This window comes from Candidatus Parvarchaeota archaeon (assembly GCA_016866895.1).
GTDB lineage: Archaea > Micrarchaeota > Micrarchaeia > Anstonellales > VGKX01 > VGKX01.
The window spans coordinates 1-22,801 of record VGKX01000003.1 but is presented as its reverse complement, the minus strand read 5'-3'; the positions used below and the strand labels follow the sequence as shown (position 1 = coordinate 22,801).

Below are 22,801 nucleotides of genomic sequence, written 5' to 3'. Positions count from 1 at the left end.
CCCAATCCGCTGTCCTGCCAAGCAGTATTTTGCCAAGCCGGATATGCCAAGCCATGGGAAACTCAAACATGCCGCTTTGCGCCTAAAACCGCAATTTTGGCAAGCCGCAGGCGGGAAGCCGCCATTTTTTTTGCCCAAAACTCCACAAAACATTTATATTCATATATTGCGGCAAATTATAACGGAATTTTCAATGCAATATAAAACCAGGATTAATGTTTGAATTTATGTTTGAATTTATGTTTGAATTAGTTGAATTATACTGCCGGAATCGTGCGCATTTCAATCCAAAAAAGTCTTCAGATTGGTGGGATTTTGAATACTGCTCTCAGGTCGCTTCAACAAAACTCAAATCCAAGGTGCCTTGTCACTTGGAGGGCAAATGACATCCCAGCAGAGTTTGTCAAGCGCTTTAACAAGCACTCAAAAAGGGTGCTCAATATTCTCAAAGCCCAGAATTTTCTAGGGAACAGAGTCTGCCGCGGCGTGTTTTTCAAAAAAAACCTCTCAGGCATTTCACAGAGGATTTCACATGCCTACGAGCTGAGGGCTGAAAAGGACGGCTTGACTTTTGATTATGGCTCCTCGGCTGACAATTACCGCCTTGCACGGGTTTATTCACAAAATTCGCTCACGCCAAAGCTTGCGCTTCTGGAGGCGCTTCAGGCACAACGTGCGGCAATTGAAGTAGAGCTTGGGTTTGCATCAAGGCTTGTGGAGGCAGAAAAAAGAAAACAAAGCGACCAGGCATATGACTGCATTCCATTCATTGTTCTTGCAAACGACATTTCACGGGCAGGGGAAAGAAGGCAGCAGGCAGCAGAGGCATATTTGGACGCAGGCAAGCCGCAGCAGGCCCTGGTATGCCTGGAAAAAGCGTACGAGGACTTCGGCCTTGCAATCACAGTACATTCAAGGCATCTTGGAAACCAGTCCGGCATCATCGAATCCCTTGATTTCAAAAGGCACGAGGTTAAAACGAGGGCCGATTCGCTGGCAGCGGAACTTCAATCCAGCAATCCCTCAAGACCGCCAAACATACAAGTTCAGTTCATATCAGCAGCCTCAAGCCCCTATGGCTAGGCAAACCACGCAAAGGCAATCGCATCAGCCAATTCAAATCCAGTTGCAAGCAACAATCAAGCATTCCAAAAAGGTGCATTCGCATGAGCACACTAATAAGCAATCCTGACAAAGGCAAAGTCGCTGCCTTTAACTACATCACAGCCAATGCCAACACAAGCCTTATGGGCCTTGACAGGCAGCGCATGAGATTAAACACAAAGCTCTTTTTTTTCAAGGCACTGTCGCTTGGTTTTTCAAAGACAAAAGCCACAAAGGCGCGGCTTAGCGCAAATCATTTTCTTTCAGGCCAGATTTCATGCCGCGCCGATGATTGTGAAAAAACCCTCCTTCATTTTGAAAAGGTAAATCGAAGCATTCTTCCGCAGCAGCAGGCAAACCAATTTCCGGTGCTGGAATTACACTCCCATCTTTCAGTTGCAGGCAAATATGAGAAAATCTTTCTGGGGCTAAATGAGCAGCGGGGCGAAGAACCCCTATATAAGTTCGTCTCAAACAGCTCATCTGACTGGTATGCAACAACAAGCGAGAAAATAATCCTGCTTGCCCTAATGGCTGCCAGAAGCCTCAAATCAGCCTCCATGTCCCAGGCCGCAGCCGCAGTTGAAAGCAATGATGGCAACCTGCTTGGCCAGGCAATCGCAAATGCAGGGCTTTCACTTGAAAAATGCCTGTTTGCGGCGAAAATCGCAAAGCGCGACTTTGGCGAAAGGGATTCGCTATTTGAGGAGGCAAGGCAGTTTGCAACAAAGCTGCAGCACCAGGTCAATGTGCGCCTTGGACGTGATGTAACAATCAAGATATTTGGCACTGATGGCAGGCTTGACTTTGGCAGCTTGCTTGAACAAGCGGCAAAAACCAAAGCACAGGAAGCTGCGCCGCAACAATCCCTTTCTTATGTGCCTGGCTGCTAGCTGCCGCCTCTGCATGCACGCCAAAGCGCGCGGCTGACTCTGCCTTGCTACTTTTTCTTGCCGACTTTTTCAATTATTGCCCGATGCGCCATCAGCCGAATCGCGTTTATCTTGATAAATCCAAGGCTGTCCTTCTGGTCAAAGCCGCCAACCTTGTGCATTGAGCCAAAATCCTCGTTGTAAAGGCTTGTCGGCGACTCGCGTGCCCGGGTGAACACGTTGCCCTTGTATATCTCAAGTGTCACCTTGCCGTCTATGTACTCCTGCGACTTGTTAATCGCAGCTGTGAGAAAATCCATCTCAGGCGAGTACCAAAACCCGTAGTAGACGGCTTCGGCGTATTTTGGCGAGAGCATGTCGCGCAGGCGCATGACTTCCCTGTCCATTGCAATGGACTCTATGTCCCTGTGCGCAGCATGAAGTATTGTTCCCCCCGGTGTTTCATAAAGGCCACGGGACTTGATTCCGACAAAGCGGTTTTCAACCATATCCATCCTGCCGACCCCGTTTGCAGCCCCGACCTCGTTTGCATAGGTGAAAAGCTCAAGGGGCTCTGTCCTTACAGTCCCATCGTTCTTGTTCACCATTTTCACAGGAGTGCCGTCCTTAAAGTGCACTTCCAGCCATGTTGATTTTTCGGGCGCCTTTTGAGGTGTCACCGTGCGCGAGTAGACGCTTTCATCAGGCACATGTGCCGGGTCTTCAAGTATCCCTGCTTCATGGCTTATGTGCATCAGGTTTTCATCCTCGGAATATGGTTTTTTGGTGGTTGCAGACACGGGAATCCCGTGCTTTTTTGCATAAGCAATCATGTCATCGCGGCCCTTGAACTGGTCCAAAAACTCCTGTATCTTCCAAGGTGCAAGAACCTTGATGTCCGGCTTGAGCGAGTAATAAGTAAGCTCAAAGCGCACCTGGTCGTTTCCCTTCCCAGTGGCACCGTGAGAAACATACTGCGCTCCTTCTTCTATGGCAACCGCTATCTGGTGCTTTGCAATAAGCGGCCTTGCAAGTGACGTTCCAAGAAGGTATCTTGCCTCGTAAATGGCATTTGCCCTGATTGCAGGAAAAATAAAATCAGTCACAAATTCCTGCTTGCAATCCCTCACAACTACCTTTGAGGCGCCAGTGGCTAGCCCCTTTTTCCTGACTGCCTCAAAGTCATCCTTCTGGCCGATGTCGGCAACAAATGCGATGACCTCATATCCCCTGTCAACAAGCCACTTTAATATGCACGACGTGTCCAGTCCGCCTGAATACGCAAGCACCACTTTTTCCTTTGCCATAACAAATGCGCCTCCCAATTTTTTCTTCCTAATAAACCAATAATTTCTGTTATAATCCTCAGTTTTTTGCTCCTTATTAATAAAAAACCATCGTGCCAGCCACCACATATCCGGAACAAGCTATTGCATTTGGAACATTCGGTTTTCCTAATCGGGCCTTTTCAAAATGACTCAAATGCCGCCTTCCAAAGCCCAATAACTAATAACCTTCATTTCCAATATACTGCCATGTCAAGGCGCGAATCACAAAAAGACGGCCTGCAGCAGCTTGTGTCGGAGAGGATTGCCATACTCCTTTCGCTTGCAAAGTCCCCGCCTGCACTGCCGCACGGGCTTGAAAAAAAATACGACCTTCCAAAAAAATATTTCAGGCTTGCAATGAAGCTGCAGCAGCGCCACAGGGTCAGGATTGACAAGTCCGTCTGGCGCCATTTTTGCAAAAAATGCGGCTGCGTAAGGTCGCTTGCCGGAAAAGGGAAGAACACTTCGGTTGCAGTTGACTCAGTCACAAAATCGGTCGTTTACCTGTGCTTGCCCTGCGGCGCCAAAAAAAGGTTTTTCTATTCAAACAAAAGCCGTCCAACCCTAAGCACGTCCGAGCCGCACCTGAGGGCCGACTTGTAGTCGCTGCTCATGCCTGCCGACATCATAAGCGTGCGCCCAAGCCTTTTTTGGGACTGTTGCCGCAGGCTGTCAAGAAGCCCGTACTCCCTTTCTATCTTTCCTTCGTCTGTAGTGCTCGAGGCAATTCCCATAAGCCCCACTAAATCAAGCCCCTTCGCAGCTGCACAGGCGCAAGCTTCTACGGCCCTGTCGGGGCTAAAACCGTGTTTGCTTGCCTCGCCGCTGATGTTGACTTGGATGAAAAATCCAGGCTTGTGCCTCCGTGCGCCAGCTCCATTCTGCGCGCCTGCAACAAGGCCTGAAATCTTGCCAATGAGCCTGTCAGAATCAACAGAATGGATATAGTCGAAATTTTCAACAACTTCCCTTGCCTTGTTTGTCTGGACAGTGCCTATGAAATGCCACACAATGCCTTCAAGCCCAAGCTCCGCGCACTGCCTCATTTTTTCAAGGGCTTCGTCAAGCCTGTTCTCGCCAAAATCGCGCATCCCCTGCACGTAAAGGTCTCCAATCTCCTGGGGGCTTTTTCCTTTGGACACTGCAACAATGGTCACCTTTCTCCTGCCAGCCAATAAATTAATCCCGCTTCGGATTGCATCAAGGCTGCTTTTGTTGCCTGCCATGGATTTAGTTTATCCAATGACAAATAAATAAATTGGGCTGCACTTTCCTGCCTGCCTTTTTGCCAAAATGGCCGTGAAGTTTTTCCTCGGCCCCTAGCATCATGTTTAAATACCTAGGTGTGGCAAATAAATACCCTATTTATCTAGAATCCAGTCTGGAAGTAAATAGAAAAAGCGCGCAAAGGCATTCAAGGCATTCTGGCTTACAGCTGGCCTGTGCAATGCCCAAAAAAGCCTTATTGCGCAAATCCTATTTCAGGGGTGTTGAAATGGTGACAGTTTACGACATAAAACCAAACATGCTAATAGAGGCGACGGCAAAAAAACTCAAGGAGCTTGGGATTGCAAAGCCATCTTACATTGACTTTGTCAAGTCAGGCCCAGACAAGATGCGCCTTGCGCAAAGCGGGGACTTTTTCTTTGTCCGCTGCGCGTCACTTTTGCGCCAGGCCTATGTCAACGAGCTTGTTGGCGTCAACTCCCTTAGGACCCACTACGGCGGGCGCAAAAACAGGGGCGTCAAGCCTGAAAAGCACAGGGACGCGTCAGGCTCAATCATTAGGCGCGGCTTCCAGCAGCTTGAGAAGCTTGGCCTAATCGAGAAGAAAAAGGTCGGCAGGGGAATTACAGGCAAGGGCAAAAAGCTTCTGGATTCGGTAGCGCGCGAGCTTGCCGGCCAAAACAAGGCAGCCTGATTTTCCCATATGGATACGGCTGGTTGAAATGTCACAAGAGCACGAAGGCATAAGTTCAAGGAAGCTCCAGGAAAGGTATGCAAGAATGCAGCAGCAAGCTGCACTCGAAGCGCAAAAAAAGGCGCTTTTGCAGCGCGTGCTTGAGCCTGCGGCGTATGAGCGCGTCATGAACGTGAAGATTGCAAATGCGCAGATGTATGAGCAGCTCGTGTCATCCATCGCATACATAGCGCAGTCGGGGCGGCTCCAGGGCAAGATAAGCGAGGGGCAGATAATACAGCTTCTGTCAAAAATGAGTGCAAGGCACGAGCCAACAATTGAGTTTAAGCACAAATGAGCTCTTTATGGGGCAATCGGGCTTCATGGGACAATAAGTTTTCAAAAAATCTCGGCAGGTGTTTTCGATGGGTAAAATCAAATCTCCTGAAAAAAAGGCAAGGCTTGGGCACGCACTAAAGCAGAATCGGCGGATACCGATTTTTGTGATAGCAAAAACCAACAGGAGGATTTCGCACAACAGGAATCGAAGGGCATGGAGGCGCCAGAAGCTTAGGATAAGCGGCTAGGCGCGGGCAGTTTTCATTTGCAAGGAGTGATTTTATGGCAGACAAATTGGAAAGGATTTATACAGTGAACCTTAGCAAGGCATATTCGCACATACGGACGCGGCGCGCGCGGTATGCAATGGACCTGCTTGAGAACTTTGTGGCAAGGCACATGAAAGCCGAGGCCTCGGACGTTCGCATCTCAAACCAGCTAAATGGCCTTGTCTGGTCTCATGGAATGGAAAAGCCGCCAAGGAAAATCAAGATTCGGGCGGTCAAGGAAGGCCTTGTTGTAAAGGCGGGCCTGGTTGAGGAAAAGCCCCAGGGCTTGCAATTCAAGGTCGTAAAGAAAAGCGAAAAGAAGGCAGCAGCGCAAGGGGCAAAAGAGCCGGCGCAAACAAAAGAGGCAACGGCAAAGGCTCCTGCGGCAGGGACTGCGCCTGTCCCAAAGCCTGCTGCGCAGCAAAAGCCAAGCGCAACAACAGGCAAGCAGGCGTCACAGGCAAGCGCGCCAAAAACGCAGCCTGTCCAGGCCACAAAACAAAGCCCCGCGCAAAGCACTCAGGGCAAGGGCAGGGCCTGAGCCAAGGCATTTGCAGCCTGGGCGCAAAACAATAAAAATTGAAAGAAGTGCGGCAGATGGCAACCAACAAATGCGCTTATGAAGGCAACCAGTTTGTGGGCCTTTACTTTTGCACTTCCGACAAGCTCACTCTAGTTCCAAGGGGCCTGCACCAAAAGATGCCTGGAAAATTAGGGGTTCTTGGCACAACGCTTGTTGAGGCAAGCGTCTGTTCCTCAAGCCTGCTTGGCCTCTATTGTTCAATGAATTCCAATGGCATTGTGGTGCCAGACTGCATTGAGCAAAATGAAATGGCCGCACTTAAAAAAGAGGGGCTCAATGTGTGCGTGCTTGAGTGCAACCGGAACGCCTGCGGCAACAACATAGCTGCAAACGATTATGGCGCAGTTGCAAACCCGCTGCTTCCAAAGGCCTGCCTTTCGCGTATTTCAGACGCCCTTGGCGTGGAAGTGGTGCAATCGGATATTGCGGGAATGGAAACTGTTGGCTGCTGCGTTGCAGCCACAAACAAAGGGTTTGTGGCGCACAACGAGTCAAGCGAGCAGGAGCTCAAGTTCATTTCCTCGGTGCTCAAGGTGGAAGGCGGCGTGGGGACCTGCAACATGGGCACCCCGTTTCCCAAACTTGGAATAGTTGCCAATTCGACTGGAGCCCTTGTCGGCGAGGCCACGTCTGGGTTTGAACTTGCCAGGATTGAGTCAAGCCTCGGGCTTGTCTGAGGGTGCAATGGCACGTATCTTTGCGAATTTGGAACAGGGGAATCCAGTAACATATGTTTTGAGGTGTGAACATGAAATTTTTTGTTGAAGGCACAATGTCCATAAGCGGCGTTGAAAAGCAGTTTGTGCTGGAGCTTGAGGCCCAAAGCGAGAAGCTTGCAAAAGAGAAAGCTTTATGTGACCTTGGCTCCAATCATAAGCTGCCAAGAAGCAAAATTAACATCTCCAAAGTGGAGAAGGTGTGATTTTATGTCCGAGGCCGAACTCAACAAGCTTGTCTATGAAGCCCAAGTCTACAGGCAGCAAGGCCAGCAGCTGCAGGAGCAAATTGCCCAGGTAGCTGCAAGCGTAAACGAGGCGCTTTCGGCCCTTGACGCCCTCAAGGCGCTTAAGGAAAAGCCCGAAGTTTCCATGGTCCCGCTTGGAAGCGGCGTCTATGTGAAAGGCGGGAAGATTAACGCCCAGATGGTTCTTGTTGGCGTGGGCGCCAACATACTTATGGAAAAGCCTATTGACGAGGCCATTGAAACCCTGGAAAAGCGCATAGATTCAAGCAAGCAGCTTTCGGCGCAGCTTGACAAAGCACTCATTGAAATAAATTCCCGCCTTGAAAAAGTGGACACAAAAGCAAGAAGAATAATTGAGGACGAAGGTGGGGCGGATGTTCGGGCTTCTAAAGAATAAGATTTCCAGCTTCCTTTCTGCTCTTACAAAAAAGGAGGACGAGAAATCAAAGCAGCAGCCCCCTGAACCACTGCAAACGGCGCAGGAGGCTCTGCCGCAAAATCAAGCACCAGCGCAAGCACCTGCCCAAGCACAACCAAACCAGGCAACAAACACATTCCAACCAACAATCTCCGACCAGCCAAATAAAACCCAACAGCTAGAAACGCCCGTCCCACAAACAAATCAAAACCAGCAAAAAAAACCAGACCAGCCGCAAAACCAAGCACGAACAACTATCTTAAAGCAGCCGAATCAGGCAACCAAGCTTGACCTGCCAACAAAAACTGGCCAATTGGAAATACCCGCCCATCAAATAAATCAAGACCCAAAAACAAAACCAAGCAAGCCTGAAACTACACAGCCAATTTTGCCAGACCCCCCTTCCTCTCAAATCCCGATTTCTGATGCCAAAGCCCAAGCCACCACTAAACAGCCGGGGCAAACAAGCCAAGTCCGGCAAGCACAGGCATCTTTGCCAACCAGCCAAGCCCAGAAAAAACAATATGTCGAACAAGCACAACTAAGCCAGCAAACCAAAAAGGCAGAAATGCCAAAAGACCAGAAAGCCAAAACATCCGCACCCAAGGAAGATTCCAAACAAATCCAGCCACCCTACTCATTCCAGCCATCAGCATCTTCGGCTCTTTCTGACAAGCAGCTTGAGCGGATGTCAAAAAAAGCCCTCAAGGAACAGGCAGGGGAGCATAAAGTGCAGCCAAAGCTTGGAATTGTCTCCTCAATAACTTCCTTGTTTGCAAGCCAAATCACAATAACGGAAAGCGATGTTTCAGACCTGCTTGATTCCCTTGAGCTTTCGCTGCTTGAAGGTGATGTGTCATACGAAGTTTCGCAGGATATTGTCTCAAGCCTGCGCAGCCGCCTTATAGGCACAAAGCTTCCAAAATCCAATCTGTCCGGCTCAATACAGTCAATCATAAGGGAAGTTCTTGTAAAAACAATGACCCCTCAGTGCAGCTTCGACCTTATGGAGTCTGCAAAGGGTGCCAAAAAACCATATAAAATCCTTTTTGTCGGGCCAAATGGGGCTGGCAAAACAACTACCATGGCAAAACTTGCAAAGGCTTTCCAGGCAGCTGGCCTTTCCTGCGTCTTTGCCGCCGCAGACACATTTAGGGCGGCTGCAATAGAACAGCTTGAGGTTCATGCAGGCAGGCTCGGCATACACGCAGTCAAAAGCCAATACGGCGCCGACCCGGCGTCAGTAGCATTTGATGCAATAAAATACGCCCAGGGCCATGGCATTGATGCGGTCCTGATTGACAGCTCAGGCAGGCAGGACACAAACGCAAACCTTCTTGCAGAGCTGAAAAAAATCGTCAGGATAGCAAGCCCTGACGCAAAAATCTACATCGGTGAGTCGCTTGCAGGCAATTCGGTTGTGGCCCAGGTCGGGGCATTCAATCAGGCAATTGGCCTTGATGCAGTAATCCTGACAAAACTTGATTGCGACCCAAAAGGCGGCTGCGCAATTTCCATAACAAAGGCAACCGGAGTCCCTGTGATTTTTGTGGGCACAGGCCAGTCATACTCGGACCTGAAAAAGTTCAATCCAGATGAAATAGCCTCCGAGCTTGTTGCAGCCTGATACTCATGCCCGAATCTTTTTTTCGCTGTTTTGCTCAAGCACCTCACTAACTATTAAAACAGCCCTCTACCAAACTAAATTATGCATCACAGACATTCTTTGGCGCAAGAAAACCAAACAACCCACTGCCAGCCCAACAGACTCCATCCAGTCTCCAAAGCCAGTCACCAGTGCCCGCCACAGCAACCCTGCGGCTCCAGCGTGCCTGCGCATTCCCCCAATAAAAAGGGCGCTGCAAATCAGTTTCAGGAAATCCACAAGCAAGACGCGACTGCCGCCCAAGCTTTTAACACCCGAGCCTTTTTGCAACAAGAGCAGCGCCCTGCCCCACTTGAGCTTTTTTCAAGGCAGGCGGCCGCAACAAGCCTTGCCGGAATTGAGCTGTTCACTGCCCCAATGGCGCTTCTTGGCTCAATACAGGACGCCGCAGTCCTAAACACCAACATTTTCTATGTCCTAAAGCAGAACATTGAGCGGTTTTTGGACGACTTGCGCCAGGGGCTTGCCTATTCATCGGAGCTTCAGGAAGAGGTCACTGGAGTGCAAGGCACAGGCTCAAAGCGGGTTGCAAGCCCTATGGACAAGCTTCCGAAATTTGCATACAGCGCAGCAGCCGCAGCCCTGGTTTGCTGGATGCTAAACGACATCTCACAAACTGCACTGAAAAAAGCAGCCGAAAAGGCAAAGCTTGAGGGACACAAGCCGTCAATCCAGGCCATCAACCACGAAGCAAGTGCAATAGTCGGCAAGCTCGCGTCGCAGCCAAGCAGGTCAAAAACACTCCAGCAGACTTTTTTTACCGTATCAAACACGTGCGAGGCGCAGTACTTTGCTTCTGCCCAGGAGCAGGACCTGCTTGCAGGCAAACAAATCGAGGCCAGAAAAATTGATGGGATGTTTGGCGCAAGAATACAAAAAATATCAACCGCCCAGGCTTTACTGCACTATTTCCAGGCGCATCCTGAAGATTACAAGGAGGCGCTTTGCGCATTGCTTGGCCTGACAGACCTGGAATTTGAGGATTCGCAGCTTGTTAGGCAGAAAATCCTTGCGGCACTGGGCAAAAGCGGCAGGATTGCGTTTGCCGAGCAGGTTTTCTCGGCACTTGCAAAAAGGAAAAAAAAGCAGGGCAGGCTTTCCCAATTTCTCTCAAGCTTTTCAATCCACTTTGACAAAAAATCAAAAACAGCCTTTGTGTGCATGCGCAAGGGCCCAAAGTCTCAAAAGCGCCCGCCGCGCCGTGCTGCAGGCAGACCCAGGCAAAGCCAAAAAGGCTTATTAACTAAAAAGGTAAAAGCTTAGCAAGGCCGCACAACCTCAAAACAGCAGAATGTTTATTGTGCAAATTAAGTTGAAATTAATATATTGAAACCTACTGAAATTGAGATGCAATCCTATATCCTGCCGTCGAACCGGTGCAACACAATGAAGCCCTCCCCCCCCATAAGCCCGCAGGCAACTATCAAGCCTGCACGCGGAATGCGCCTGGCCGCAGTTTTTGTGGTTTTTGCACTTTTCATGCTGCTTATTTTTGGCTGCACATCAAACAACCAGCCATCCTCCCAATTCAACAATTCCAGCGCAGTCTCAGTGAAAAAAAACCAGACAAACCAAACGCTGCCAGAGCTTCCAGGCCAGGCAAGCAGGCCGCAGCTGCTTTCTGAAAACCAGTCGCAGCAGGCGTCTGAGAAGCCAGGGCAAATCCAAGAAACATACAACCAGCAAGCCCGGGGGCCGTCAAGCCAGCCGCCAGACCCAACAAAACTTGGCAAGCCAGTGTCAAACATAGATGAGAGCCAATATTCAAGCGCAGACCAGAAGCAGAATCAAAAAGGCCTGCCGCCAACGATTTCATCATCTGGCAAGCCTTCAAATGCAATTCCCCAACAATCAGAAAAACTGCCATCTTCAACTTCTAGCTTGCCTGGCAAGCCGCCAGTTACCGCCAAAGTTCTTGTCAGACAGGACTCCACAACCATAATCAAGAATTTTACTTCAGACCTTCCCAATTCCTATTTCCTTATTGAAACTTCTAGCTATCTCCAAAATGTCCAAAGCACGAGGTTCTGGGTCAAAGGAAGCAACATTGCGTCAGAGCCCTTCAACCAACCCCCAGGAGACCACATAAGGTTTGTCCGCGATGGAAAAACAGGAAATCTTTACTACTTTGCAACCATAAGCAAGACTGGAATGCTGCTCACAGACCCAGAGTTTAGCGGCAGGTTTGCAAAAAGCCAGATGGCAATGGAAATAAACAAGATGATTGACAATGCCATAAACAAGCCCCTGGCACTTGAAATTGAAAAAAACCTTTCGCTTGCAAAGGAAAAGGCGGCTCGAGAGGAGGCTGCCCTTTCAAACAACTCAACCCAGGTGCCATTGTCGCAGCAGCCTATTCAGGAACCCCCCCAAGGCCAAGTTTTCAACCTTGGAGCAAACGTTGTCTATTTTTTCGGCCAAGATGATTTTGACAAACTCGAGTCTGGATATTTCTACATGGAAAACTCAACTTCATCGCTAAATGGCCAAGAGTGCACCAACTATTATTTCAAGAAGCTTGACTCGCGCATGGACATCATCTGCCTGCGCCAAGACTTCATGCCAATTTACCTTAGCATTGAGGACATACTTGGCGTAAGGGATGTCTACTGGACGGGCATCGCCGTGACAAACATTTCCGACGACATCTTCAAAATCCCCTCAGGCATAAACTTTACCGTGAAAAATTCAAACAGGCCAAGCTTTGCGGACTGAGACTTCGGCCTGCTAAAATGCCAGGCAAAATACGTTGATAAAAATGGCCCTAATAACGCTTTCAACCAAGGAGCTGTCCAAATTCGGGAATGTCGGGGAAGGGGAACTTGAGCAGGTTCTCACGGCAATAGGCGTGCCTGTCGAGCGAATCGAGGGAGGAGAGATTGACCTTGAAATAACTCCCAACAGGCCAGACATGCTTTGCGTGGAGGGGGTTGGCAGGGCAATCAGGGCATTTGTGCATTGCAAAAACCCAGCCTACGCTGCCTACAAATCAGGTTTCAAGGTCCTGGTCGACCCGTCTGTCCAAAACATCCGGCCTTTTATCGCAGTCGCCGTTGTCAAGGATGTTGAAATCACGCCGCGGTTCCTCGCCTCATTGATAAACCTGCAGGAAAAGCTGCATGACACCATGGGGAGAAAAAGGCGCAAGGTGGCAATCGGTATCCACGACGCCTCAAAAATCGCCTTCCCGCTCACATACAAGGCAGTAAGCCGTGACTGGGCCGGCTTTGTCCCGCTTGACAAAGAGAACATTATGACACCAAGCCAAATCCTCAGGCATCACGAAAAGGGAATCGCCTATGCCCATCTTGTGCCAGGCGAATGCCCCCTAATAGTGGATTCAAAAGGCCAGGTGCTCTCCTTTCCCCCAATCATAAATGGCGAGCTTACCAGGGTGACTGAAAAGACCCGGAATGTCATACTTGATGTGACAGGCACAAACAGGCAATCGGTAAGCAGCATCATGAACATAATTGCATGTGCCTTTGCAGACCGAGGCGGCAAGGTTTTCCAAGTCAAGGTGGGCAAGGACGCGTTCCCGGAATTTTCAGGCCAGAGGCTCAAATACCCGCAAAAACTTGTAAAGTCGCTTCTTGGCCTTGCACTTGTTGCGCAAAAGAGAAAAAAATATCTCTCAATGATGGGGCACGGGCTTTCAGGCAGCCTGGTGGCAGTGCCGCCTTACAGGGCAGATGTGATGCACCAGATTGACATTGTTGAGGACATTGCCATAGCGCATGGCCTGAACAATTTCCCAAAAACCCTTCCGGACTTTTTCTCGGAGGGCAAGAAAATTTCCACCCCAAACGTGCACCAAGTGCTTTGCGGCATGGGCCTGTTAGAGTGCAGCAGCTGGATTCTCACAAGCTCCCAGAAGCACAAGGCTGCAGGATTTCAAACTGCCGCAGGCCTTGAAATCAAAAACAAGCTTACGGAAGATTTTGCATTTGTCCGCTCCACCATTGTCCCAAACCTGCTTGAGATACTTGGCAAAAGCAAGGACAGTGCAATGCCGCAGAAACTCTACGAAGTCGGCCCTGTCTGGGACGGGACAAGGACAAAAGACGTGCTTTGCGGGGCAATAGCACACCATAAGGTATCGTTTTCAGAGGCAAAATCAGTTCTAAAGACGCTTTTTTTCGAGCTTGGGGTAAGTTTTGAGGCAAGGCCGGAATCCTCTCCAGCATATATTGAAGGCAGGTGCGCAGGCATCGTTGCAAATGGGAAGCGGATTGGGATTTTTGGTGAAATCCATCCGCAGGCCCTTCACAACTTTGGCATTGAGCAGCCTGTTGCAGCCTTTGAGCTTGACCTGTCCTGCCTTGGCTAGACTCCGCTATTTTTCAAGCCTCCCAAGCTTCTTTTTTCCACCATGTTTTTCGGAGGACTTTCCTTCCGCCGCCCTGCCATAATTACTGCCGCCATCCTTTTCATGCGGCACAAGCTGCGTAATGCTTCCAAGCCTCCCAAGCTTTTTTGCCTCTGCAAACGCAAATGCCTTTGCCACATGCGACTCGTCAAATCCAAGCCCCATCATTACACTAATCGCCGAACTTTTATGCAGCCCGGCCTTTTCAAGCTCAACCACAAGGGCATCAGCCCCTATGTGAAATGCGTTTTGGGCCGCCCTGCCGACAAGCTCCTCCACCTGCGCAAAACTCAAGCCAGCCTCCAAAAGCTTTCCCTCAAACACGGCCCTTTCAAGCTCCAGTTTCATATTCCCGACCCCCAAAATGACTTTTTCAACAGGCTGCTCCCCGTCAACTCTCCCTATGGCAAACGTGCTGCACCCATGGGCTGGATTTGAGTATGCAAGATGAATCAAACATCCGCCAACCCCAAGCCTTTCAATCTGTGCCTCCTGGGACTTTTGAAAACCGTAAGAATCGCACAAGTATTTCCTGTGCTCTGAAAGCACTGTGCGGAAAATAAAGCTTGTGCCGGCGTTTGAAAGCACGGCCTTTCCAACGTCAGTCGGGTTCTGTGTAGCAATTATTACGGAAAATCCATACTTTCTCCCTTCCCTGGCTATGGAAACCAAGTCGCTTTCCTCGTCCTTTGCTATTTTCCACGCCTCGTCTGCAACTATAAAAAGCCTTATTTTTTGCCCTTGTTCAAGCCTGTTGGTGGCCATTGAGTCGCGCAGGTACTGGACAGCGCACAGTGCTGCCATGCTTTTTTGGGCCTCGGAGCCAAGGCGGTGCAAATCCAGGCACACCATTCCGTTCCTCTCCACTGCAAGCCCTGCAAGGCGTTTCAGGCCGACCTGCCGCTTTCCACCAAATGCTTGTGCAAATTCATTTACCACAAGCCTGACATACTGGCAATGCTCAAGCCTCCTTCCCCTGCATTTTTTTTCCATGCGCCCCAGCTGCAAGCCCAAGTCTGCAAGCGTCGGGGCCTTTGCAAAAGAGCGCATGGCACTCCGGTTTCCCCTGCCGCAGCCTGCTTTCATGTAAACCTGCTCAAGTGCCTGCTGCATGATAAGCTGCTGGACAAACTCGTTTTTTATGCCTGTGAGGACCCTGAAAGACCTAAGGACCGACTGTGCCATCGAAGCAGCGCTTCCCCCTGTCCTTTCAAGAATATTTATTCCAACCTGCCCGCCAATGTCAATTACCGTCCCCCCACTTGCCCTTGCCCAAGGCGCATACTCGCCTGACCAGTCCAAAATGATGCTGCTTGTTCCCCAGACAATGCTTGCCCTTGTAAGCAGGGTCTTCACCAAATACGACTTGCCAGAGCCGCTTGTCCCAGTCACCACTATATGCGGGTTTGCAAGCGCCTCCTGGTTCCAAAAAAACGGCTGGTTGAGCAGCCTGGTTTTCCCAACATATATGCTGTTTTCAGGGGGCTGGATTACAAATCCCGCAGGCGCAAGGCTGGGGCCTGCCATTGCCATTCTCTGCGCCACGCTTTTGCTCAATGCCTCTTGTGCAAGTTCCATCTATCTAACCTTTCACCCCAGCCAATTCCTTTCAAATCCAGCAAAACCTAACCTTCCGGTGCAAACAATCATCGGCAGCTAATATTCAAATGCATCTGCGGCCATAAACCTTTCAAGCTCAAATGCCTCAAGCATCTGCTGGCCAGAAAGCTGCCTTACCTGTGCATTGAGCGCGCTTCCTATCGCCGAGGCCGCCTCCCTGGAGTTTGACTTTGCCCTTGCATAAGCCTCACTTGAGCTGTTCCCCTGTGCGCTTGTCATCAGGGTACAAATTACCTGAAGAGGCCTTTCGCCCTCCCCAAGCCTTGCAAGCAGCCTGTTCCAATAAGACAGCTGCCTGTCAAGCTGCGCTATCTGGAACCCGTTTCTTGCTTTTCCTTCGGCGCAAAGCCTTGCCTTTGTCACTTCCGCCTGTGCCCTTCTGGTCTTTATGGAATCCACATACTGCGCCAAATCAAGGGCCTTTGCAGCTATTGAGAACCGAAGCGGAATTCTGCTTGTGCACATGACGCGCTCAAGGGCTGCTGAGTAATCCTGCCCTTCCTTGCCATCCCCCTCAGCCTCAAGCTGCGGCATCTGCACGCCAAGAAACATGCTTGCAACATATCCATCCCCGGATTTCTTCACTATGGCGTCCCTTGCAGCCACTACTTCATATTGCCCAAATTCCTGCTTAAGGCCAATTGCGCCAAACAGGTGCGGCGCCAACACATCCCCATATTTCCAAAAAACGTAAGTTGCGCAAATGCACAGCGCGCTTATGGCTGCCGCAAGCGCACTTGAGCTTGCCAATGATGCCAGAAAAGCAAACAAACCCAGTGTCAACAATGCGTGAGGCGCATATCTTGCTGCAAGTTTTTTCATCAGCAATCACCCAAACCTTTCAAGCAAATCACGTCCAATAATTACGCACATCAAACATACTCGTAAGTCTGCGTTATTATCTGCCCGCCAAGTGTCCGTGAAATGGCCAGGCCAAAGGCAAGTGAAAGAGCCAAACCTGCCAATGGCAAAACTATGATATAGAGGGCCAGCTGGGACAAAAGTTGCGAAAAGGCTGCAAGAAGCTGGCCAGTGCGCGCTGTCAGCTGCCCTTGCGCCATCAGCTGCTGCACGGTGGCAAAAAACCCCGTGTCAGTGGGGGCGGCCTCAAGCACGCTGCCAAAATCTGAGTTGAATTGCGCAGCCTGCCCGCCTGCCTCCCCTATGGACTGCTCAAGCAAGGCAAGTTTTCCCCCTATTGCGACAAAGCAAAGCGCGTAGACCGTCAGGATTGCAACCGAAAAGCCAATGAGGGCCCCCCCAAGCGCTCTTGTGATGTGGAAACTTCTGAGGAAAAATCCCGCAGGCAGAGCCACTGAAAGGGCGATGCCGTACGCAAACTCAAAGAATCCGGCATGCAAATTTGCAATGGCGGCAAATGCGTAGAGAATGCCTGTCATTGATGAGAGAAGCTGGGCTGAAAACTCGGACGAATAGAACGGCTGGTTGGAAAGCCCAGGCACGCTGACAATCATTTTTGCCACATAGCCGATTATCTGCGCGCTTTGCAGGCTTGTGGCCCCTGCCTTGTAAAGCCCGTCTGCAATGGCCCAGTTTATGCAGATTGCAAATGCGGCCGCACCCGTGGCGCCCTGGTTCTGCATGCACGCGGCATATTCTCCTTGCGGAACAAACTCGGTGCCAACTGTGCCAAGCAGCGCAAGAAGGGCGGCAATGGAGCCGAGAAGCGCGGCATTGAGGACAGACTGTGCAAGTTCCTCAACCCCGAAATTTTTCAGCCTCCTGTTTTGCAGCGCAATTCCGACTCCAAGGGCTATTCCGCCTGCCATTATCGTAATTGCTATCGCGCTTATTGCCAGGTTGTAATTCTGAGGAACTGCTGCCGTTGCAAGAGATATGGCCTCCTGCACCATGCTGCTCTAGCCTCTCACCCTCAATTTTTCACCAGACCTGTCCCCTTAATGAGGCTTTTTCCGTTTTCCATTAAGTGAGACGTTTTACGTTTTCTATCAAGTCAGAAGCTTCATGGAGTTGTCGCGGATAATTTCGGCAGCGCCGATAATGGCGCCAACAACCACTCCGCCAACAAACAAGCCTATTGCAATTACCTGCCATTTTCCCTTGACTTCGGCAGGCTGCGCCTGGGCAACACCGTAGACAATGCCGCCAAGTGTAATCAATATAAGCGATACGATTGGGCCAATGCTTGCAAGCGCCCCCTGCCAGGAGCCAAGAAGTGTCTCAATATAAGCCAAACAAAGCGCCCTCCCACAGGCATCTTTACTGTTTTCTTATTGCCGCTTACAATAATAAAACTTCTGTCGCATCCGCTAGGAAAAACAAAGCCCCTGACCATAAGTGAAGCAGAAAAAAATACGGATTTTTTGAAAGGGCATCAGGGCGTGCCTGAGTAAGAAAAGATGATTTTGCAGCGTTATATTGCAAACTTTTTGGTTTTCAAATTGTCCAGAAAGTGCTTCAACTGGCCTATAAGTTGAATAGCTTTGGACATGTTGGTTTAGGCTTTAGTAGCGACAGGCTGAACGGCTCGCGTGAGCTAACCGCTTACACCCTCGCCCTATCAAAGTCATGTTCTATGGACCGCCCTAAAGTGGCCTAGTTTTGAGATTTGCTTCGACCTTAGATGCTTTCAGGTCTTATCAAATAGAGCGTAGCTGCCCAGCAATGCGTTGGCACAACTGGTAGACCAGAGGCTCCGAATCCAAGTTCCTCTCGTACTCATGGATTCCTGCTCTCAAGCCACAACACTCCTAGTAGATACTACCGAACTGTCTCGCGCATGTAACTCCATTTCTTTCGAAATGGCATGGACTATACCTTCATCCTTTGCTTGCTTTCAAAGGAGACCGACATATTAGCCTTTGTTATCAACAAAGACTCTTGAGCATTTGCCCTCAGTCTCTACAGGGGCAAGAATCTATTTGCAAATCTTGCCAGCTAGCGATATTTTTTTGCAAGTATCCCTAGCCAATAAATTCCGCCTTCCCTCGGTATTGCCGTGCATATTAATTACACACGAATATGCGACGGTTTCACCGATATGAGTCGATTTAATTTTTCAAGGCCTTTCGGCCTAGCAACGCCTATGCGAGTAATTTGACGTTCTGAACCCAGCTCATGTAAGTCTTTAATGGATGAACAACCCAACCTTTGGAGGCTCCTGCACCTCCAGGATGACTTAAGCCGACAGCGATGTACCAAACCGCGGGGTCGATGTGTACTCTCACCCGCGACGAGCCTGTTACCCCCGGGGTAGCTTGTCTGACAGCTTGGACCCTCATCAAGAAGGTACCAAGGTTCGTTAAGCCCGACTTTCGTCTCTGGAATCCACGCTTTTAAGATTCCAGTCAGTCCAGCATTTGTCTTTAACCCTTTGCGAGGCATTTCTAACGCCTCTAAGCTGAACATTGGGCGCCCTTGTTTCCTTATCGAGGGCGTACCGCCCCAGCCAAACTATCCACCTGCCGCTGTCCCTGAGATAGGTAAAGCAATACAAAAACTCTTGAATGGTGTTACAATTTCGCCTATTTGCAAGCCAGAACCTGCAACATAACGGCTCCCATTTACGCTCCGCAAAAGCCCTCGTATCGCAACAGCAGGCTATAGTAAAGCTCCACGGGGTCTTCGTTTCCCACTAGAAGTCCTTAGCATATTCACTAAGTAGTAAGTTCACCAGGTCCTAGGCAGGGACAGTGGGAGGCTCGTTATGCCATTCATGCAAGCCACCAATTAAGCGGCGAGGTATTACGCTACCTTAAGAGGGTCAGAGTTACCCCCGCTCTTTACTGGCGCTTGGCTCGGTTGAAACCGAGTTTAACGTACCAGCAGTGAGCAGGCATCGCCCACAATACTAAGCGTTCCCGCTTTGCTGTGAGCTGTGTTTTTGATAAACAGTCGACCTCCCCTTGTTACTGAGACCTGCGAATGCTTTTGACACAATCGCAGGCATGGTTTGTCCCGAAGTTACACCACTAACTTGCCGAGTTCCCTTGCCTAAGTGGTCCTGCCACGCCTTGGCTTTCTCTGCCAGCAGCACCTGTAATAGTTCTAGGTACGAATGCATTGCATCGGATTGATTCTCTTTTCACGGACTCCGGGGAGTCGGCGCAGCCTTGCGGCTTGTCTTGCAGTTAATCTGCTTCTCCTCACAATGAGTCTCGACAGATTTGCTGCAGTTGAATGAGGTCTCCCCCACTGCGCTTACCCCAAAGTGTCAAAAATCAACCTTGCGTTGCCGCGTCTAGCAATGCAGGACCGGAATTTTAACCGGTTTCCCTTTTGCCGCACGGTGATTGACCTGCGGCTTAGGATCGCCTTACTCTTGGCTGAAGAACATTGCCAAGAAAACCGTGTGCTATGCGGCGTCCAGGATTCTCGCCTGGATATGCTGTTACTGATACCAAGATATTCATGACTGGTCGGTCCACAGGACCTCTCGGCCCTGCTTCTGCCCAACCAGCCCGCCCCCCTACCAAATTGCCACCAATCAAGGCGGCGACTCCGTGGTTTCGGTATCTGGCTTAGCCCCGTCCATCTTCAGAACCTGCAATCTAGACTGGTCCGCTATTACGCGTTGTTTAAAGGATGGCTGCTTCTAAGCCTACCTTCCAGCTGTTTTAGACTGCAAGCTCCTTCATTTCGCACTTAACCAGATTTTTGGGACCTTAACCACGGCACCGGTTCTTCCCGTAACGGCGTGCTAGCTTACCCAGCACAACCCGACTCCCGCCTTCTACGGCGGAACTAAATTCGGAGTTTGACAAGATGGTGACCCCTTTCGAGGCCATCTCACCTAATCAGTGCTCTACCTTAGTTCCTGCCTCCAGCGAGGCTGTCCTGAGGGACATTTCGAGGGGAACCCGCTATTGCTGAGTTCGATTGGACTATCACCCCTATACGTAGGTCACCCGAGCAGATATACTAGCATCGGTTGCGGGCCTCCACCGACCGTCAGGCCGGCTTCGCCCTGCCCACGTATAAATCACATCAGCTTCAGGTCTAAAAGCAGTGACTAACCCGCGCTTTCACACGGTGTGCCTCGCTTGTACTGCGCACTAAATCGCTTTCGCTCCGGCTCTCGCCTTGCCACTGCCATTAACTCCTTGGCCCTTGCTTCGAGAAGGAAGATGCAACAATGCATATCCCGCATTCGCTTCCCAGGTTGCCCGGGGTCGCTTGCTGCAGGAGTGCTTTTTTGCCGCATCAAACTGTAGCTATTCAATTTCAGGTTCTTTTAACCCCCCGTTAGGGGCCCTTTTCAACTTTCACTCGCGTTACTGCTTTGCTATCGGTCTTGGGTTATATTTAGAGTTGGCAGTTGATTCTGCCGACTTTCACGCACCATTGCCGAGGTGCGCTACTCTTTTGCCTCGCTCCGCAACCCTTTACATACTGGGCTATCACCATCTATGGCGCAACTTTCCAATTGCTTCTGCTCAAATTGCGGATGTTCCAGGCCCCACATCTTCCCCGCCGTTGCCGGCAGGGTATTCAGGACGCTCAATCTTCGGCGTTCAATCACCTTTACTGGCCGAATCACTGTTGTTTTCTTTTCCTGCGGTTACTAGAATGTTTTAATTCTCCGCGTGTAGTCGATTCTTCCGAATCACATGGGCGACCATCCGGATCAAAGGCTGCCTGCGCCTACCCGGAGCATTTCGCTGCTTGCCACGGCCCAACGTTTCTACCCAAGCCAAGTCATCCACTGAATAGCTTTAACAACATGCAAGCCTTGCGGCCTGCACTTATACATATCCAAGCTGATTCACTTATACGTCAGTGAACACACTTTCTAGGTTTTTGAAAACCCTAAATTTTGCTCGTTGCAAAATCATCTTTTCCTACTCATGCACGCCCTTCATGCGCCCAATCAGAATGAACTGATGTGTGGCATCAGGTTATTGGCTCCAAAAAGGTTTTCGGACGCCTCAACCGTATTTTTTGCAGCAAGAGCTTTAGCAATTGAAAACTTTCACTGCCGCAAAGGCCATAAGTTCCGAGGTAAATCCCCGGTTTTTCGGCCAGTACGACTGGGTTTTGGTTGCCTTCCATCGCGATTCCAACGACGTGGAACGCTGATGTTTTCGCTTCAGACTGCAAAAATGGTGCCGATTATTTAGAAGTCGGGGTATTTAAATGTTTCGGCGATTTCATGCCAAAATCCATACGTTCCTATGCAAGCTGACACAAAATTCTAGTTTCCTCTTGCCTGTGCAAGCCTTGCCAGCTGCCTGTCAAAACAAAGCACACGGCTGCCTTCTTTTCTGGCAAGGTAAATCACACAATAGTCTGCAAAGCTCAAGTCCTTGCCAACCTCCCGCGCCAGCTGAAAAATTTCGCCCCGTGCCTGCTTGTCAATCCAATAAACTCCAAACTGCCTGCTTTCCAATAGCCTTCAAAACTAATCTCCTCTCTGTGCAGCTCTTGCAGCCTGCGCCAACTTCTAATCATGGTGGAAAAAACAATAACCTAAGATGGAAGAAAAAACAAGAAATATCTATTATTATCTAAGTATTAGTCTGCCCTGCTTTCTTTGGAAAGGCGTGAAAGCACTTCTGGCGCCTGTATATGGCTGCATACTTGCTGCTTCGCATTGCCTCCATCGTCATCTTCATCTTTTCTGTGCCTGCATTTTGTCCCCTCCCTAAGGCAAAGAAGTTTTCCCTCAAAAAAGCCAGTGCCAGGCTTTGCCTTCTTCTCAGGCACGCACTGCCTTGTCAGGCTGAAAATAGTTTCCATGACTTTTATTTTCATTGTTTAGCACCGCGTTATCCCTTGACCTAACAATAAACTCTCTTACAAGCCTAATTCTCAATCCCTTCATCCTGCAGCTGCTTTCTTTGAATGGGATTCTTCACAGCCTCCTTGCAAATCGAGGGCTTTTCACCCTGAGATATCCTGGAGGGACAGCCGTTTTTCTCATGGCACGCAAGCAACATCACAGGGCGCACCCCGCCTTTTTGCCCTTCGCTTACTTTGGCCGTGCCTCTTTTTAGGCAGTCAATTGGATTGAAACTAGCGGCATTTGCCATAGACTTATTGCACCATCAATATATATAAATGTATACTTTTTCCCACAAATCAGCCTTAGCTGGTTTTTCCCTTTTCCCACTGAAAGACCCCGGTGCTGGAGCCTCTGTCTTCAGACAGGGAGGAGCACCGAGGCCAAGTCGGCTCCCCCTAAGGAAAGCAGCAGAAATTCCGGGCCTTTAGGCCGAGGTCTTTCACAAAGTCTTTTATAACAATCCTGCCATAATGGTCTATGGGCACGTCAGTTTATTTTTTTCCCGCAATTTGATTTTTTTGGTGAGCCTATGCCATCCCGCATTGAAATCGGATTTTTGGATGGCATAACTGATGCAAGGGGGAGCAAGGTCTTAAAAAAAAT

The 22,801-nt window shown here is 49.8% G+C and carries 23 protein-coding genes and 1 rRNA gene; 14 read left to right on the top strand and 10 right to left on the bottom strand.

Annotated elements, in window-relative coordinates:
- Positions 1 to 315 precede the first annotated feature (315 nt).
- Positions 316 to 1,083, top strand: coding sequence for a hypothetical protein (locus FJZ26_00310; protein MBM3228852.1), 768 nt, complete (start codon positions 316 to 318; stop codon positions 1,081 to 1,083).
- An 83-nt stretch (positions 1,084 to 1,166) separates the two neighbouring features.
- A complete protein-coding gene (locus tag FJZ26_00305; protein MBM3228851.1) occupies positions 1,167 to 1,997 on the top strand; it encodes a hypothetical protein in 831 nt (276 codons plus the stop codon).
- A gap of 47 nt (positions 1,998 to 2,044) precedes the next feature.
- Here FJZ26_00305 and FJZ26_00300 read toward each other — a convergent pair whose 3' ends face one another.
- On the bottom strand, positions 2,045 to 3,283 hold the full coding sequence (locus tag FJZ26_00300) for an argininosuccinate synthase (protein ID MBM3228850.1): 1,239 nt from the start codon (positions 3,281 to 3,283) through the stop codon (positions 2,045 to 2,047).
- Positions 3,284 to 3,412: 129 nt separating this feature from the next.
- On the opposite strand from FJZ26_00300, the gene FJZ26_00295 reads away from it, so the two are divergent.
- On the top strand, positions 3,413 to 3,907 hold the full coding sequence (locus FJZ26_00295) for a hypothetical protein (protein ID MBM3228849.1): 495 nt from the start codon (positions 3,413 to 3,415) through the stop codon (positions 3,905 to 3,907).
- On the opposite strand, the gene FJZ26_00290 is transcribed toward FJZ26_00295, so the two are convergent.
- Positions 3,844 to 4,530 (bottom strand): YggS family pyridoxal phosphate-dependent enzyme, encoded by a 687-nt coding sequence (locus FJZ26_00290; protein MBM3228848.1) that lies wholly within the window; start codon positions 4,528 to 4,530, stop codon positions 3,844 to 3,846. The two genes, FJZ26_00295 and FJZ26_00290, sit on opposite strands and share 64 nt — an antisense overlap.
- Positions 4,531 to 4,799: 269 nt before the next feature.
- On the opposite strand from FJZ26_00290, the gene FJZ26_00285 reads away from it, so the two are divergent.
- The 11 genes from FJZ26_00285 (at position 4,800) to FJZ26_00235 (ending at position 13,773) form a co-directional block, all read left to right on the top strand.
- A complete protein-coding gene (locus FJZ26_00285) occupies positions 4,800 to 5,225 on the top strand; it encodes a 30S ribosomal protein S19e (GenBank protein MBM3228847.1) in 426 nt (141 codons plus the stop codon).
- Positions 5,226 to 5,253: 28 nt separating this feature from the next.
- Positions 5,254 to 5,562 carry a hypothetical protein gene (locus tag FJZ26_00280; GenBank protein ID MBM3228846.1) on the top strand — a complete coding sequence of 103 codons (309 nt, stop codon included), beginning with the start codon at positions 5,254 to 5,256 and terminating at the stop codon, positions 5,560 to 5,562.
- Between the two features lie 67 nt (positions 5,563 to 5,629).
- Positions 5,630 to 5,791, top strand: coding sequence for a 50S ribosomal protein L39e (rpl39e, locus tag FJZ26_00275; protein ID MBM3228845.1), 162 nt, complete (start codon positions 5,630 to 5,632; stop codon positions 5,789 to 5,791).
- A gap of 34 nt (positions 5,792 to 5,825) precedes the next feature.
- Entirely contained in the window at positions 5,826 to 6,353 is a 528-nt protein-coding gene (locus tag FJZ26_00270) for a hypothetical protein (GenBank protein ID MBM3228844.1), read from the top strand.
- A 56-nt stretch (positions 6,354 to 6,409) separates the two neighbouring features.
- Positions 6,410 to 7,072 (top strand): translation initiation factor IF-6, encoded by a 663-nt coding sequence (locus tag FJZ26_00265; GenBank protein ID MBM3228843.1) that lies wholly within the window; start codon positions 6,410 to 6,412, stop codon positions 7,070 to 7,072.
- A gap of 71 nt (positions 7,073 to 7,143) precedes the next feature.
- Positions 7,144 to 7,317, top strand: a complete 174-nt coding sequence (locus tag FJZ26_00260) for a 50S ribosomal protein L18a (protein ID MBM3228842.1) — start codon at positions 7,144 to 7,146, stop codon at positions 7,315 to 7,317.
- A gap of 4 nt (positions 7,318 to 7,321) precedes the next feature.
- Positions 7,322 to 7,756 (top strand): prefoldin subunit alpha, encoded by a 435-nt coding sequence (gene pfdA, locus FJZ26_00255; protein ID MBM3228841.1) that lies wholly within the window; start codon positions 7,322 to 7,324, stop codon positions 7,754 to 7,756.
- Between the two features lie 709 nt (positions 7,757 to 8,465).
- The gene (gene ftsY / locus FJZ26_00250) at positions 8,466 to 9,404 is read left to right on the top strand and encodes a signal recognition particle-docking protein FtsY (protein ID MBM3228840.1); all 939 of its coding nucleotides are present in this window, start codon (positions 8,466 to 8,468) and stop codon (positions 9,402 to 9,404) included.
- A 303-nt stretch (positions 9,405 to 9,707) separates the two neighbouring features.
- A complete protein-coding gene (locus FJZ26_00245) occupies positions 9,708 to 10,706 on the top strand; it encodes a hypothetical protein (protein ID MBM3228839.1) in 999 nt (332 codons plus the stop codon).
- 123 nt (positions 10,707 to 10,829) lie between these two features.
- Positions 10,830 to 12,158: a hypothetical protein gene (locus FJZ26_00240; protein MBM3228838.1), complete on the top strand. Its 1,329-nt coding sequence runs from the start codon at positions 10,830 to 10,832 to the stop codon at positions 12,156 to 12,158.
- Positions 12,159 to 12,201: 43 nt separating this feature from the next.
- A complete protein-coding gene (locus FJZ26_00235; GenBank protein ID MBM3228837.1) occupies positions 12,202 to 13,773 on the top strand; it encodes a phenylalanine--tRNA ligase subunit beta in 1,572 nt (523 codons plus the stop codon).
- Between the two features lie 6 nt (positions 13,774 to 13,779).
- On the opposite strand, the gene FJZ26_00230 is transcribed toward FJZ26_00235, so the two are convergent.
- From FJZ26_00230 to FJZ26_00195, 8 genes are all read right to left on the bottom strand, one after another.
- Positions 13,780 to 15,390, bottom strand: coding sequence for an ATP-binding protein (locus FJZ26_00230; GenBank protein ID MBM3228836.1), 1,611 nt, complete (start codon positions 15,388 to 15,390; stop codon positions 13,780 to 13,782).
- 78 nt (positions 15,391 to 15,468) lie between these two features.
- Entirely contained in the window at positions 15,469 to 16,254 is a 786-nt protein-coding gene (locus FJZ26_00225; protein MBM3228835.1) for a hypothetical protein, read from the bottom strand.
- Positions 16,255 to 16,304: 50 nt separating this feature from the next.
- Positions 16,305 to 17,306: a hypothetical protein gene (locus tag FJZ26_00220; GenBank protein ID MBM3228834.1), complete on the bottom strand. Its 1,002-nt coding sequence runs from the start codon at positions 17,304 to 17,306 to the stop codon at positions 16,305 to 16,307.
- A 96-nt stretch (positions 17,307 to 17,402) separates the two neighbouring features.
- Positions 17,403 to 17,648, bottom strand: coding sequence for a hypothetical protein (locus FJZ26_00215; protein ID MBM3228833.1), 246 nt, complete (start codon positions 17,646 to 17,648; stop codon positions 17,403 to 17,405).
- Positions 17,649 to 17,954: 306 nt separating this feature from the next.
- Positions 17,955 to 21,089: ribosomal RNA gene (locus FJZ26_00210) — 23S ribosomal RNA — on the bottom strand.
- A gap of 518 nt (positions 21,090 to 21,607) precedes the next feature.
- Positions 21,608 to 21,802 carry a hypothetical protein gene (locus FJZ26_00205; GenBank protein ID MBM3228832.1) on the bottom strand — a complete coding sequence of 65 codons (195 nt, stop codon included), beginning with the start codon at positions 21,800 to 21,802 and terminating at the stop codon, positions 21,608 to 21,610.
- Positions 21,803 to 21,927: 125 nt separating this feature from the next.
- Positions 21,928 to 22,167, bottom strand: a complete 240-nt coding sequence (locus FJZ26_00200) for a hypothetical protein (protein MBM3228831.1) — start codon at positions 22,165 to 22,167, stop codon at positions 21,928 to 21,930.
- A gap of 50 nt (positions 22,168 to 22,217) precedes the next feature.
- Positions 22,218 to 22,445 carry a hypothetical protein gene (locus FJZ26_00195; protein ID MBM3228830.1) on the bottom strand — a complete coding sequence of 76 codons (228 nt, stop codon included), beginning with the start codon at positions 22,443 to 22,445 and terminating at the stop codon, positions 22,218 to 22,220.
- Positions 22,446 to 22,801: the final 356 nt, after the last annotated feature.

What these genes read in the sequence shown, in the direction of transcription:
- FJZ26_00305 (MBM3228851.1), top strand. Translation starts at nt 1,167, where the DNA reads ATGAGCACACTAATAAGCAATCCTGACAAAGGCAAAGTCGCTGCCTTT.
- FJZ26_00300 (MBM3228850.1), bottom strand. Translation starts at nt 3,283, where the DNA reads ATGGCAAAGGAAAAAGTGGTGCTTGCGTATTCAGGCGGACTGGACACG.
- FJZ26_00290 (MBM3228848.1), bottom strand. Translation starts at nt 4,530, where the DNA reads ATGGCAGGCAACAAAAGCAGCCTTGATGCAATCCGAAGCGGGATTAAT.
- FJZ26_00285 (MBM3228847.1), top strand. Translation starts at nt 4,800, where the DNA reads ATGGTGACAGTTTACGACATAAAACCAAACATGCTAATAGAGGCGACG.
- FJZ26_00280 (MBM3228846.1), top strand. Translation starts at nt 5,254, where the DNA reads ATGTCACAAGAGCACGAAGGCATAAGTTCAAGGAAGCTCCAGGAAAGG.
- rpl39e (MBM3228845.1), top strand. Translation starts at nt 5,630, where the DNA reads ATGGGTAAAATCAAATCTCCTGAAAAAAAGGCAAGGCTTGGGCACGCA.
- FJZ26_00270 (MBM3228844.1), top strand. Translation starts at nt 5,826, where the DNA reads ATGGCAGACAAATTGGAAAGGATTTATACAGTGAACCTTAGCAAGGCA.
- FJZ26_00265 (MBM3228843.1), top strand. Translation starts at nt 6,410, where the DNA reads ATGGCAACCAACAAATGCGCTTATGAAGGCAACCAGTTTGTGGGCCTT.
- FJZ26_00260 (MBM3228842.1), top strand. Translation starts at nt 7,144, where the DNA reads ATGAAATTTTTTGTTGAAGGCACAATGTCCATAAGCGGCGTTGAAAAG.
- pfdA (MBM3228841.1), top strand. Translation starts at nt 7,322, where the DNA reads ATGTCCGAGGCCGAACTCAACAAGCTTGTCTATGAAGCCCAAGTCTAC.
- ftsY (MBM3228840.1), top strand. Translation starts at nt 8,466, where the DNA reads ATGTCAAAAAAAGCCCTCAAGGAACAGGCAGGGGAGCATAAAGTGCAG.
- FJZ26_00240 (MBM3228838.1), top strand. Translation starts at nt 10,830, where the DNA reads ATGAAGCCCTCCCCCCCCATAAGCCCGCAGGCAACTATCAAGCCTGCA.
- FJZ26_00235 (MBM3228837.1), top strand. Translation starts at nt 12,202, where the DNA reads ATGGCCCTAATAACGCTTTCAACCAAGGAGCTGTCCAAATTCGGGAAT.
- FJZ26_00230 (MBM3228836.1), bottom strand. Translation starts at nt 15,390, where the DNA reads ATGGAACTTGCACAAGAGGCATTGAGCAAAAGCGTGGCGCAGAGAATG.
- FJZ26_00225 (MBM3228835.1), bottom strand. Translation starts at nt 16,254, where the DNA reads ATGAAAAAACTTGCAGCAAGATATGCGCCTCACGCATTGTTGACACTG.
- FJZ26_00220 (MBM3228834.1), bottom strand. Translation starts at nt 17,306, where the DNA reads ATGGTGCAGGAGGCCATATCTCTTGCAACGGCAGCAGTTCCTCAGAAT.
- FJZ26_00200 (MBM3228831.1), bottom strand. Translation starts at nt 22,167, where the DNA reads ATGAAAATAAAAGTCATGGAAACTATTTTCAGCCTGACAAGGCAGTGC.
- FJZ26_00195 (MBM3228830.1), bottom strand. Translation starts at nt 22,445, where the DNA reads ATGGCAAATGCCGCTAGTTTCAATCCAATTGACTGCCTAAAAAGAGGC.